A 12643-nucleotide genomic window follows, 5' to 3' on the forward strand; every position below is an offset into this window, starting at 1 on the left:
GACGACGCCCGCGATCCAGGGTGGCTCACGGGGAATCAGCGTAGGCGTCGGGCTTCACCGAAGGTGGGGGCGGTGGCGAGGGCTGGTCGTCGGGCGCCGGCTCGTCGGTGGTGGGCAGTTTGCGCCAGGGCAGGCGGTTGTGGGACAGCATCATCAGCAGCAGCACCGTCACAGTGCTCGCCACCACGGCCAGCAGGATCTGGAAAAGCGTGAACCGGTCGCCGTTGGCGGTCGGGCCGAAGATGCCGACCACCAGCGTCACCACGATCGTCGTGCCGCGGAACGCCGGCCGGGTGGCCCAGGCCGCAAGGGGGATGACCGCCCACAGCACGTACCAGGGCTGCACCACGGGGAACAACAGCACCGTCATACCGAGCGCGACGCCGAGCCCGCCGACGGGGTGCAACTTGCCCCGCAGCACGGCCAGCAGCAGCCAGGTGACCAGGATCGCGATCAGAAGGACGCCGATGCCACGGGTCAGGCCGAGGATGGCGGTGGTGTGATCGCCGAGCCCCAGCAGGATGCCGACCTGACCGGTGCCCAGCGCCAGCAGCGTGGGCAGCGACATCCAACTGCGCACGACGTTGGCCGTGCCCAGCGTGAACAGCCAGCCGAACCCGAGCCCGCTGGCCCAGCCGATCAGCGCCATCACGGCCACGGAGATCGCGGCCAGCGACCCTCCGGACACCACGAACGCCTTGACCGTGCCGCCCCAGCGGTGCGCCAGCGCCATCGCCACAAAGCCCAGCGCCAGCAGCGACGGCAGCTTGACCTGCGACGACATCGTGATGAGCACGACGCCGAGCAGCAGCATCGCCAGCGGGTACCACTGCGCCCACTCCTCGCGGCCGCGGGGCCACGTCATCGGGCGCGGAAAAAGAGAGTTGGCGGCGTCGACGCCGCGCAGCGCGAACTCCGTGCCCGCCAGCATCAGGCCCAGCATCAGCGCCTCGTTGTGGATGCCCGCGACCAGATGCATGATCAGCAGCGGGTTGGCCGCGCCCAGCCACAGCGCGCTGACCTCGGCCACCCCGCACCGGCGCGCGAGCCGCGGGGTCGCCCACATGATGAGCGCGACACCGAGCAGCACCACCAGCCGGTGGCAGAGCACCGCGGCCACGATGTTCTCGCCGGTGATCTCGGAGATGCCCTCGCCCAGCCACACGAAGAGCGGGCCGTAGGGCGCGGGGGTCTCGCGCCACATGGTCGGCACCGACAGCGTGAACACGTGATCGAGGCCCAGCCCGGTGGCCGGCCCGACCCGGTAGGGATCGAGGCCCTTGCTCGCGATCTCGCTTTGGGCCAGGTAGGAGTACACGTCGCGGCTGTACATCGGCGGCGCGATGAGCAGCGGCGTCACCCACAGCAGCAGGGTGCGGTCGAGCTGGCTGCGCGACATGCGGCGATCGCCGAGGACGAAGCGGCCCAGCATCAGCCACGCCAGCGCCATCATCACCGCGCCGGTGGTGGTCATGGTCAGCGACACGGTCTGCAGCCGGGACGGCAGGTTCAGCAGCCGCACCCCGAAGGTAGGGTCCTGGACTACCGGGCGGGCACCGACGCCCAGCGCCCCGATGGCCATCAGCACGGTGCCGGCGGCCCCGAAAATTCGGGTCCGCCGCAGCGCGATGACCTCGGCGTCGTTCAGTGGCGAGCCGACCGGCCGCTCGTCGGCGTGCCAGCGCGCGATCGACGAGGACAGGGACTTGAGGCGGGCAGCCACCACAGCAGCGTAGCGGCCGGGAATCGGTGATCTCAGCCACGTTCGCGGCGGCTAAGGGTGCCCTTGCTTTACATGTGTTTTCGAATTCCGTCACAATGGTGTTGTGAAAATAAGTCCGGAAGTCAGCAGCGATCGCCACACGCGTGGCGCGATCGTGCAGATGCTGCTGGAATCCGGACCCATCACCGCAGGTGAGATCGGCGAACGGCTCGGTATTTCCGCCGCGGGCGTGCGCCGACACCTCGATGCGCTGATGGAGGCCGGCGACGCGCAAGCCAGCGCTGCGGCGGCCTGGCAGCACAGCGGCCGCGGCCGTCCGGCCAAACGGTACCGGCTCACCGCTGCGGGCCGGGCCAAACTCGGTCACCGCTACGACGACCTGGCGGCGGCCGCCATGCGGCAACTGCGGGAGATCGGCGGCGACGATGCCGTGCGGACTTTCGCACGTCAACGCATCGACAGCATCCTGTCGGGAGTAACCGGCGGGGCCGATGACGTTGAAACAACTGCGGACCAGGTGGCGGCGGCGCTGACAGAGGCCGGTTACGCCACCACCACGACGCCGGTCGCCGGTCCGGTGGATGGCATCCAGCTGTGTCAGCACCACTGCCCGGTGTCACACGTCGCCGAGGAGTTTCCCGAACTCTGTGAGGCCGAGCAGGAGGCGTTCGCCGAGGTGCTCGGAACCCACGTGCAGCGGTTGGCCACCATCGTCAACGGCGACTGCGCGTGTACCACGCACGTGCCGCTCGCCGAGAAGAGTGCGAAGAAGAGCAAGGCCAAACCGAAGACCCTTCGGCGCACAGCCCGCGCCGAAGCCCCGACAAGCAAACAAGGAGCGTCGAAATGACGACCACCCCCGAGATCCAAAAGGTCGGCGAACCGCTCAGCCAGGAAGATGCCATCGCCTCGCTGGGCCGGTACGGCTACGGCTGGGCGGACTCCGACGACGCGGGCGCGGTCGCGCAGCGCGGGCTGTCCGAAGCGGTGGTGCGCGACATCTCGGCGAAGAAGAGCGAGCCGGAGTGGATGCTGGAGACCCGGCTGCGCGCGCTGCGTACCTTTGACAAGAAGCCGATGCCCAAATGGGGTTCCGACCTCGGCGGTATCGACTTCGACAACATCAAGTACTTCGTGCGCTCCACCGAGAAGCAGGCCGCCTCCTGGGAGGACCTGCCCGAGGACATCCGCAACACCTACGACAAGCTGGGCATCCCGGAGGCCGAGAAGCAGCGCCTGGTCTCCGGCGTCGCGGCCCAGTACGAGTCCGAGGTGGTCTATCACCAGATCCGCGAGGATCTCGAGGCCCAGGGCGTGATCTTCCTCGACACCGACACCGCGCTCAAAGAGCACCCGGAGATCTTCAAGCAGTACTTCGGCACGGTGATCCCGGCCGGCGACAACAAGTTCTCCGCGCTGAACACCGCGGTGTGGTCCGGCGGCTCGTTCATCTACGTGCCGCCCGGCGTGCACGTCGACATCCCGCTGCAGGCCTACTTCCGGATCAACACCGAGAACATGGGCCAGTTCGAGCGGACGCTGATCATCGTCGACGAAGGCGCCTACGTGCATTACGTGGAGGGCTGCACCGCACCGATCTACAAGTCCGATTCACTGCACTCCGCCGTGGTGGAGATCATCGTGAAACCCGGCGGGCGTTGCCGTTACACGACGATTCAGAACTGGTCGAACAACGTCTACAACCTCGTCACCAAGCGTGCCCGCGCCGAGGCGGGCGCCACGATGGAGTGGATCGACGGCAACATCGGCTCGAAGGTCACCATGAAGTACCCGGCCGTGTGGATGACCGGTGAGCACGCCAAGGGTGAGGTGCTCTCGGTCGCGTTCGCCGGTGAGGACCAGCACCAGGACACCGGCGCGAAGATGCTGCACCTCGCGCCGAACACGTCGAGCAACATCGTGTCCAAGTCGGTGGCCCGCGGCGGCGGACGCTCCTCCTATCGCGGTCTGGTGCAGATCAACAAGGGCGCGCACGGCTCGAAGTCCAACGTGAAATGCGATGCGCTGCTGGTCGATACGATCAGCCGCAGCGACACCTACCCGTACGTCGACATCCGCGAGGACGACGTCACGATGGGCCACGAGGCCACCGTGTCGAAGGTCAGCGAGGATCAGATGTTCTATCTGATGAGCCGCGGCCTGTCCGAGGACGAGGCGATGGCCATGGTGGTGCGTGGCTTCGTCGAGCCGATCGCCAAGGAGCTCCCGATGGAGTACGCGCTGGAGCTCAACCGGCTGATCGAGCTGCAGATGGAAGGCGCAGTTGGGTGACGACAAGCAATCTGACCACGGCCGTCGAGGGGCAGAACAAGGGCGAGGTGTTCACCTCGTTCGACGTCGACGCCTTCGAGGTGCCTCACGGCCGTGACGAGATCTGGCGGTTCACTCCGCTGAAGCGGTTACGTGGACTGCATGACGGCACCGCGCCGGCCACCGGAAGCGCGCGCATCGACGTGACGGAGCGCCCGGGTGTGACGGTGGAATCCGTGCGCCGCGGCGACCCGCGTCTGGGTGAAGGTGGTGTGCCCGCCGACCGGATTGCCGCCCAAGCGTTTTCGTCGTTCAACAATGCGACGGTCGTCACCGTCGGGCGCGATACCGTGGTGGACGACCCGATCGAGATCGCGGTGACCGGGCCCGGTGCGGGCGCTACGGCATACGGACATCTTCAGGTGCGCGTCGAAGAACTCGCCGAGGCGGTGATCGTCATCGATCACCGCGGCAGCGGAACCTACGCCGACAACATCGAGTTCGTCGTCGGTGACGCCGCCACGCTCAAGGTGGTGTCGATCGCCGACTGGGCCGACGATGCGCTCAACGTCAGCATGCACCACGCATCGCTGGGCAAGGACTCGGTGTTTCGGCACACCGCCGTCACGCTGGGCGGCGACCTGGTCCGAATGACGGGACGGGTGCGCTACCGCGCGCCAGGCGGTGACGCCGTACTGCTGGGCCTGTACTTCGCCGACGACGGGCAGCATTTCGAGTCACGCCTGCTCGTCGACCACGCCGAGCCGAACTGCCGCTCGCAGGTGACGTACAAGGGTGCGCTGCAAGGCGATCCGGCGTCGGCCAAACCCGATACCCGCACGGTGTGGATCGGCGACGTGCTGATCCGGGCCGCGGCCAGCGGCACCGACACCTTCGAGACCAACCGCAACCTGGTGCTCACCGATGGTGCACGTGCGGACTCGGTACCCAACCTCGAGATCGAAACCGGTGAGATCGTCGGCGCCGGCCACGCCAGCGCGACCGGGCGGTTCGACGACGAGCAACTGTTCTATCTACAGGCGCGCGGCATCCCCGAGGATCAGGCGCGACGGCTGATCGTGCGCGGCTTCTTCGGCGAGATCATCCAGCAGATCACCGTGCCCGCAGTGCGCGAACGCCTCAGCGACGCCATCGAACACGAGCTCGAGCTCACCGAAGTACTTCAAGGCAAGGACAGCTAATGACCACTCTGGAAATCAAGGACCTGCACGTCAGCGTCGCAGCCACTGAAGCGGCCGATGCGATCCCGATCCTTAAGGGCGTCGATCTCACCGTGAACTCGGGGGAGGTCCATGCCCTGATGGGGCCCAACGGGTCCGGGAAGTCGACGCTGTCCTACGCGGTGGCCGGACACCCCAAGTACGAGGTGACGTCGGGCTCGATCACGCTCGACGGCCAGGATGTGCTGGAGATGAGCGTCGACGAGCGCGCCCGCGCTGGCCTGTTTTTGGCCATGCAGTACCCGGTGGAGGTGCCCGGGGTGTCGATGTCGAACTTCCTGCGTTCGGCCGCGACGGCGGTGCGCGGTGAGGCCCCCAAGCTGCGGCACTGGGTCAAAGAGGTCAAGGGCGCGATGCAGGCCCTCGACATCGACACGTCGTTCTCCGAACGCAGTGTCAACGAGGGCTTTTCGGGCGGCGAGAAGAAGCGCCACGAGATCCTCCAGCTGTCGCTGTTGAAGCCGAAGATCGCGATCCTCGACGAGACCGACTCCGGTTTGGACGTCGATGCGTTGCGCGTCGTCAGCGACGGGGTGAATCAGTACGCCGAGACCGAGAACGGCGGCATCCTGCTCATCACGCACTACACGCGGATCCTGCGCTATATCCAGCCGCAGTTCGTGCACGTGTTCGTCGGTGGGCGCATCGCGGAATCGGGTGGACCCGAACTGGCCGACGAACTCGAGGAGCACGGCTACGAACGGTTCGCCCAAGCCGTGGAGGCCTGAGGTGACGACCGCGCAGACTCTGGACGTCACCAGGATCCGGGCCGACTTCCCGATTCTGAAAAAGGTGATGCGCGGTGGAAACACGTTGGCGTACCTGGATTCCGGAGCCACCTCGCAGCGGCCGGTGCAGGTGCTCGACGCTGAGCGGGATTTCCTGACCACGTCCTACGGCGCGGTGCACCGCGGCGCGCACCAGTTGATGGAGGAGTCCACCGACGCCTACGAACAGGGCCGTGAAGACATCGCCGCGTTCGTCGGCGCCAGGCCCGATGAGCTGGTGTTCACCAAGAACGCCACCGAGGCGCTCAATCTGGTGTCCTACGTGTTCGGCGACAACCGGTTCGAGCACGCGGTCGGACCCGGAGACGTCATCGTCACCACCGAGGTGGAGCACCACGCGAACCTGATCCCGTGGCAGGAACTTGCCCGTCGTACCGGTGCGACACTGAAGTGGTACCAGGCCACATCCGAGGATCCAGAGGCCGGACGTATCGACCTCGACTCCCTCGCGCTCGACGAACGCGTCAAAGTCGTTGCGTTCAGCCATCACTCGAACGTGACGGGCGCGCTGGCGCCGGTGCACGAACTCGTGGCGCGGGCCAAGGCGGTCGGGGCGCTGACCGTGCTGGACGCGTGCCAGTCCGTTCCGCACCAGCCGGTGGACTTCGCGGCCCTGGATGTGGACTTCGCGGCGTTCTCCGGACACAAGATGCTGGGCCCCACCGGCATCGGTGTGCTCTACGGACGACGTGAACTGCTCGATGCGATGCCGCCGTTTCTCACCGGCGGCTCGATGATCGAAACCGTCACGATGGATGGCGCGACGTACGCCCCGCCGCCGCAGCGCTTCGAGGCCGGAACGCCGATGACGTCTCAGGTCGTCGGATTGGGCGCCGCCGCACGCTATCTCCGCGAGGTCGGCATGGACGCGGTGGAAGAGCACGAGGCGCAGCTGGTGGCCGCGGCGCTCGAGGGGCTGGCAGGCATCGACGGCGTACGCATCATCGGGCCGACTTCGCTTCAGAACCGGGCGTCCCCGGTGTCGTTCGTCGTCGACGGGGTGCACGCCCACGACGTCGGGCAGGTGCTCGACGACGAGGGTGTCGCGGTGCGCGTGGGTCATCACTGCGCGTTTCCGCTGCACCGCAAGTTCGGGATCGCAGCAACGGCGCGCGCGTCGTTCGCGCTCTACAACACCCTCGACGAGGTCGACCGCCTGGTGGCCGGTGTGCGGCGGGCCATCGAGTTCTTCGGCAGGGCCTGAGGCTTCACGATGCGCCTGGAGCAGATGTATCAGGAAGTGATCCTCGACCACTACAAGCGTCCGCACCATCGGGGTCTGCGCGAGCCGTTCGCCGCCGAGGTGCACCACGTCAACCCGACGTGTGGTGACGAGGTGACGCTGCGGGTGGAGCTGTCCGACGACGGGGAGACCGTCACCGACATCTCCTATGACGGGCAGGGTTGTTCGATCAGCCAGGCGGCGACGTCGGTGCTGACCGATCAGGTGATCGGCCAAAGCGTGGGCGATGCGCTCAAGACGGTGGCGGCGTTCAGTGAGATGGTTTCGTCGCGCGGCACCGTTGAAGGGGATGAAGATGTGCTCGGCGACGGCGTGGCATTCGCGGGGGTGGCGAAATACCCCGCGCGGGTGAAGTGCGCGTTGCTGGGTTGGATGGCTTTCAAGGATGCGCTTGCGCAAGCCAGTGAGGAGATGTCAGATGAGCGACACCGCAGTGCCTAACGAGGAACTGTTGTTCGACCTCGAGGAGGCGATGCGCGACGTCGTCGACCCCGAACTGGGGATCAACGTCGTGGACCTCGGTCTTGTCTACGGTCTGAACGTCGAGAAGGGGGAGCAGGGCAACGTCGCGCTGATCGATATGACGCTGACGTCGCCGGCCTGCCCGTTGACCGACGTCATCGAGGACCAGTCACGCAATGCCCTGGTGGGCACCGGGCTGGTCACCGAGATGAAGATCAACTGGGTGTGGAACCCGCCGTGGGGCCCGGACAAGATCACCGACGACGGCCGCGAACAGCTGCGGGCCCTGGGCTTCACCGTCTAACCACCGTCTAACCACCGTCGTCCGGCCGCCTCGGTTCGGCGTCGGATTACGCTGTTCGCGTGACCAACGGGGACAACACGTTTCGCAGGCAGGCGGAGCCGTTGGGAAGTGCGCTGCGGCGGCGGATGCTGCTTGCCTACCTGGCCATTCTGTGCGGGTTGTACGCGCTGAGCGTGGCGGTCGCCGTCGGCGTGGACTCAGCACCAGCAGATGCCCGTGGGGAGGGCCTCGCGGCCGCGCTGTGCGCGATCGGCGTGTTATTGGCCGTTGGCAGACCCCTCCGTGGCTGGCGGTACATCGCGGCGGTGGTGTGCGTGAGCACGGCACCGATCGTGGCCCTGCTGTTTCACGAACAGCTCGCCGCGCAGGTCTGGTCCGTGGTCCCGCTGATGTTCGTGGCGATATTTCTGCGGAGCTGGCATCGGCCGGTCATGGCGCGCGCGACGTCTGCCGCCATCGCCGTAGGCGCGGCAGCGGCCCTGTCGTTCGCCCCGGCCCCGGTGCCGGCAATGTGGTTGGTGCTGTACCTGGTGTGCATCCCCGGAGCTGGGGAAGTGTGCGGCTGGGTGAGCTCGGCGTTGATCGATCTGGCGTTGCGTGACCCGCTGACGACGGTGTGGAACCGGGCCGGTGTCGAGCGGTACGCGAACGGTATCGCGGCGCGTTCGCGACGCCGGCGCCAGCCGGTTGCGGTGATTGCCCTCGACGTCGACGACTTCAAAGCCGTGAACGACCACTACGGGCATCCGGCCGGCGACGCAATCCTGGTCGAGCTGACGCGGCGGTGGACCGCGACGCTGCCCGAATCGGCAGTGCTGGGCCGGGTCGGCGGCGACGAATTCGTCGTCATTCTCACCGGTTACGACCGAAACGGCGCCCAGGCGGTGGCCACCCAGCTCGTCGACGGACACCCGGTGCACGTCAGTTACGGGCTGACAGTCGAACCCGATGGTGACCGACATTTCGAGACCCTGTTCAGGGCCGCCGACGAGGACCTCTATCGGCGCAAGCGCATGCGCAATCCCAGCCGAGGGTCACGGCTGACCTGACGGACGCCGCACCACGTTGAAGCCGTGCCCTGGGCGCTGCACTCGATGAGATGGTCGACCGCACCTATCCAGGTGGTCCTGCTCAATCCGGTGGCCCTGCATGGCGATCACCACCGGCGCGAGGCGGTGGGCATCGCGCAGGATGTCGATGACGTCCAGACCGTCGAACACGAACTCCAGATCGGGGGGAGCTTCACCGTTTGAGCACCCGGCCAAGGAAGTCGCGCATCAGGACCGCGACCTGCTCGATGTGGGTTTCCAGCAGGAAATGACCACCGTCGAGCAAGTGAATCTCGGCCTCTGGGGCATCCTTGCCGAACGCCCGGGCGCCGTCGGGGCCGAAGATCAGGTCGTTCTGCCCCCAGACCGCGAGCACCGGCACCCGGCTGGTTCGCAGGTGTTCGTGCAGCGCGGGATAGAGCGGCGAGTTCGTCGCGTAGTCGCGAAAGAGCTTGAGTTGCACCAGATCATTACCGGGCCGGGAGATCAGCGCCGCATCGTGTGACCAGGTGTCCGGGCTGACCATCGTCTCGTCGGCCACCCCGGTGACGTACTGCCACTTGATCGCGTCGACGCTGAGTGCGCTGCGGATCGCCGCCTCGGTCTGGGGCGTCTGCTCGCGTTGGTAGGCCCACACCGGTTTCCAGAAGTCCTCGACGAAGCCCTCGTCGTAGCCGTTGCCGTTCTGGGTGACGATCGCGGTGACCGCATCGGGGCGGCGCAGCGCCAGCCGCCACCCGATGGGGGCGCCGTAGTCGTGCACATAGATCGCGTATCGGGCGACGCCGAGGTGGTCCAGCAGCCCCGCGGTCAGGTCGGTCAGCGCATCGAAGGTGTAGTCGAACTCGTCGATGCCCGGAGCGTCGGACAACCCGAACCCGAGGTGGTCCGGCGCGATCACGTGATAGGCGTCGCTGAGCCGGGGGATGAGGTCGCGGAACATGAACGAGCTGGTGGGGTAGCCGTGTAGGAGCACGACGGTCGGCGCGTCGGGGTTGCCGGCCTCCCGGTAGAACAGTTGCCTGCTTTGCACCGTGGCGTAGCGGTGGTGGACCGGTGCGGCCATTTCTAACTCCTTTAGCCTATTTTGTCGGTTAGTACACATTGAACACCGCTTCCTGTAACCTGTCAATAACGATTTGGAGGTTAGATATGGAACTGGCGGCGGTGGGGGATGCGGACGAGGCGCTGTTGCTCGATCTGCTCAACACGACGCCGGTGGTCGACGGTGTGGTCCACGACGACCTCGCCGAATCCGAGTCCGCGCGAAAATGGCTGCACGACAGGGGCGTAGCGACCACCGGCGCGGAATTGGCGGCGTTGCTCGAAGTGCGGCCGGTGCTGCAGGGCGTGGTCCGCGGCGATGTGGAGCCCACGGCACTGCGCGGATTCCTCGACGGCGTTCGGCTGCAGCCGACGATGAGCGGGACCGGCCTGGACTGGCGGCTCACGGTCGACGGTGCTCAGGGAGCGGCACGGGCGGTGCTGGCGTGGGATGCGCTGCGGGTGAGCAGCCCCGGTCGGCTGCGGCCATGCGCGAACACCGAGTGTCAGCTGTTCCTACTCGACCGGAGCAAACCGAACACCGCCCGCTGGTGCTCGATGGCTGTGTGCGGCAACCGCATGAAGGCGCGACGGCACTACCGGCGAACCCGATCAGCGCAGGCCCCGTTATGACGGGCCGGTATGTCGCGACCCGTCGCCAGCTGCGCGGGGTCGCCGAGAGCCTGATCGCGGGTCCGCAGTACCGCGCCGCAGGCACGATCCGGCTCGCGGTGCGTCCGGCGGGCTTCACCGGCACCGCGATCGCGTTGGAGGTTCAGGGCCGCGAGTTGATCTGGCCCAACGGCGCCGTACCGCTGACCGGACCGCTTCGGGAGGTCGCTGCCTGCGCCGGGGTGGTGCCCGGTCCACCCGAAGACGTGTACGACGTCGGCGAAGCGCTGTCACCGGACACCGTCCTCGACATCGACGACGCCGCGGCCGGTTTCCTCTATCGCAGCCTGTATGCCGGCGGGCATGCCCTCAAACGGGTTCTGCCGGAGTGCCACCCGGTGCTGTGGCCGGAGCACTTCGATGTCGCGGTCACCGAGAACGAGGTCAACTACGGCGTGTCCGCCGGCGACGACTTTCATCCCACGCCGTACGCCTACGTCGGCCCGTGGGCCACACCCACCGGCCCGTTCTGGAACGCGCCGTTCGGTGCGCTGCTGGCACTCGATCCCGCGCACGACGTCGATACGCTCACCGAGCGCATCGTCGACTTCTTCGAGCGCGGTCGCGCCGAACTGGGGGATCGCCCGTAGGCTGGGAACATCCCACCGCCAACCAGCGTTAGGAAGCAACGTGGCTACCAAAGACCTGACCGCCGAAGAATTCAACGACACCATCAACGACAACGAGATCGTGCTGGTGGACTTCTGGGCGTCGTGGTGCGGCCCGTGTAAGGCGTTCGCGCCGACGTTTGCAGCGTCTGCGGAGGAACATCCCGACGTGGTGTTCGCCAAAGTCGACACCGAGGCCGAGCAGGAACTCGCGGCCGCCGCCGATATCCGCTCCATCCCCACCCTGATGGCGTTCAAGAAGGGCAAGCTGGTGTTCAACCAGGCCGGTGCGCTGCCGCCCGCGGCGCTCGAGGAGCTCGTGCAGCGCGTCAAGGAGTTCGACGTCGACGCCGCGATCGCCGCCCAGAACGACGGCCAGCCCGAGTGAGCGGACGCACGCGATAGCGTGCAGTCCGTGACCGAGCAGCCCGAATTCGTCCTCGTCGACCGCCCGCGCCCCGATATCGCGCTGGTGACCCTGAACCGGCCCGAACGCATGAACTCGATGGCGTTCGACGTGATGGTTCCGCTCAAGACCGTCCTCGACGACCTGAACTACGACAACGCCGTGCGGGTGATCGTGCTCACAGGCGCCGGGCGCGGCTTCTCGTCGGGCGCCGACCACAAGTCGGCGGGCAGCGTCCCGCACACAGATGGCCTGACCCGGCCGACGTTCGCGCTGCGGTCGATGGAAGTCCTCGACGAGGTGATCCTGGCGCTGCGCAAGATGCACCAGCCGGTGATCGCCGCGGTCAACGGCGCAGCGATCGGCGGCGGCTTGTGCCTGGCGCTGGCCTGCGACATCCGGGTGGCCGCCACCAGCGCGTATTTCCGTGCCGCCGGGATCAACAACGGCCTGACCGCCAGCGAGTTGGGGCTGTCGTACCTGCTGCCCCGCGCGATCGGCACCTCGCGGGCGTTCGAGCTCATGCTCACCGGCCGCGACGTCGACGCCGAGGAAGCCCAACGGATCGGCCTGGTGTCCACGACGGTGGCCGACGACGCGCTGCTGCAGACCTGCTACCAGCTGGGGGAGCGGATCGGGTCGTTCTCGCGGCCGGGAATCGAGTTGACCAAGCGCACACTGTGGAGTGGACTGGACGCCGCTAGCCTGGAAGGGCACATGCAGGCCGAAGGTCTGGGCCAACTCTATGTGCGTCTGCTCACCGCGAACTTCGAAGAGGCGGTGGCCGCGCGCGCCGAGAACCGGGCCCCCAACTTCACCGACGACAAGTAAC

Annotated in this window: 15 protein-coding genes; 13 read left to right on the forward strand and 2 right to left on the reverse strand. The window is 67.0% G+C overall.

The genetic code is table 11. The features are described 5' to 3' along the window. Positions 1-25: 25 nt before the first annotated feature. Positions 26-1723, reverse strand: a complete 1698-nt coding sequence (gene mptB / locus ABQE93_RS23580) for a polyprenol phosphomannose-dependent alpha 1,6 mannosyltransferase MptB (protein WP_448411005.1) — start codon at positions 1721-1723, stop codon at positions 26-28. Positions 1724-1832: 109 nt separating this feature from the next. Between mptB and ABQE93_RS23585 the strand changes: the two genes are divergently transcribed. The 9 genes from ABQE93_RS23585 to ABQE93_RS23625 are packed head-to-tail and all read left to right on the forward strand — an operon-like array spanning position 1833 to position 9285. Beyond that, a complete protein-coding gene (locus tag ABQE93_RS23585) occupies positions 1833-2573 on the forward strand; it encodes a helix-turn-helix transcriptional regulator (protein WP_448411048.1) in 741 nt (246 codons plus the stop codon). Next, complete coding sequence (sufB, locus tag ABQE93_RS23590) at positions 2570-4015, forward strand: Fe-S cluster assembly protein SufB (RefSeq protein WP_448411004.1); 1446 nt, start codon at positions 2570-2572, stop codon at positions 4013-4015. Before ABQE93_RS23585 ends, sufB begins: the two co-directional genes overlap by 4 nt. Beyond that, complete coding sequence (gene sufD / locus ABQE93_RS23595) at positions 4012-5196, forward strand: Fe-S cluster assembly protein SufD (protein WP_448411002.1); 1185 nt, start codon at positions 4012-4014, stop codon at positions 5194-5196. The genes sufB and sufD overlap by 4 nt, the downstream gene beginning before the upstream one ends. Continuing rightward, entirely contained in the window at positions 5196-5963 is a 768-nt protein-coding gene (gene sufC / locus ABQE93_RS23600) for a Fe-S cluster assembly ATPase SufC (RefSeq protein ID WP_448411000.1), read from the forward strand. The genes sufD and sufC overlap by 1 nt, the downstream gene beginning before the upstream one ends. A gap of 1 nt (position 5964) precedes the next feature. Next, a complete protein-coding gene (locus tag ABQE93_RS23605; RefSeq protein WP_448410998.1) occupies positions 5965-7227 on the forward strand; it encodes a cysteine desulfurase in 1263 nt (420 codons plus the stop codon). Between the two features lie 9 nt (positions 7228-7236). After that, positions 7237-7707, forward strand: a complete 471-nt coding sequence (sufU, locus tag ABQE93_RS23610) for a Fe-S cluster assembly sulfur transfer protein SufU (protein ID WP_448410997.1) — start codon at positions 7237-7239, stop codon at positions 7705-7707. Next, the gene (locus ABQE93_RS23615) at positions 7685-8032 is read left to right on the forward strand and encodes a metal-sulfur cluster assembly factor (RefSeq protein WP_448410996.1); all 348 of its coding nucleotides are present in this window, start codon (positions 7685-7687) and stop codon (positions 8030-8032) included. The genes sufU and ABQE93_RS23615 overlap by 23 nt, the downstream gene beginning before the upstream one ends. Before the next feature lie 59 nt (positions 8033-8091). Next, entirely contained in the window at positions 8092-9081 is a 990-nt protein-coding gene (locus ABQE93_RS23620; protein WP_448410995.1) for a GGDEF domain-containing protein, read from the forward strand. A 24-nt stretch (positions 9082-9105) separates the two neighbouring features. Then, complete coding sequence (locus ABQE93_RS23625) at positions 9106-9285, forward strand: hypothetical protein (RefSeq protein WP_448410994.1); 180 nt, start codon at positions 9106-9108, stop codon at positions 9283-9285. On the opposite strand, the gene ABQE93_RS23630 is transcribed toward ABQE93_RS23625, so the two are convergent. Further along, complete coding sequence (locus tag ABQE93_RS23630; protein WP_448410993.1) at positions 9275-10147, reverse strand: alpha/beta fold hydrolase; 873 nt, start codon at positions 10145-10147, stop codon at positions 9275-9277. The two genes, ABQE93_RS23625 and ABQE93_RS23630, sit on opposite strands and share 11 nt — an antisense overlap. A gap of 86 nt (positions 10148-10233) precedes the next feature. Here ABQE93_RS23630 and ABQE93_RS23635 point away from each other — a divergent pair, with 86 nt between their 5' ends. From ABQE93_RS23635 to ABQE93_RS23650, 4 genes are read left to right on the forward strand one after another with little or no spacing between them, the layout of a single operon-like run. Further along, complete coding sequence (locus tag ABQE93_RS23635) at positions 10234-10758, forward strand: CGNR zinc finger domain-containing protein (protein WP_448410992.1); 525 nt, start codon at positions 10234-10236, stop codon at positions 10756-10758. Further along, on the forward strand, positions 10755-11387 hold the full coding sequence (locus ABQE93_RS23640; protein WP_448410991.1) for a hypothetical protein: 633 nt from the start codon (positions 10755-10757) through the stop codon (positions 11385-11387). Before ABQE93_RS23635 ends, ABQE93_RS23640 begins: the two co-directional genes overlap by 4 nt. Before the next feature lie 40 nt (positions 11388-11427). After that, positions 11428-11793 (forward strand): thioredoxin, encoded by a 366-nt coding sequence (gene trxA / locus ABQE93_RS23645; RefSeq protein ID WP_448410990.1) that lies wholly within the window; start codon positions 11428-11430, stop codon positions 11791-11793. An 18-nt stretch (positions 11794-11811) separates the two neighbouring features. After that, complete coding sequence (locus ABQE93_RS23650) at positions 11812-12642, forward strand: enoyl-CoA hydratase (RefSeq protein ID WP_448410989.1); 831 nt, start codon at positions 11812-11814, stop codon at positions 12640-12642. The last annotated feature ends 1 nt before the right edge of the window (position 12643 follow it).

Source organism: Mycolicibacterium sp. XJ662 (genome assembly GCF_053484035.1).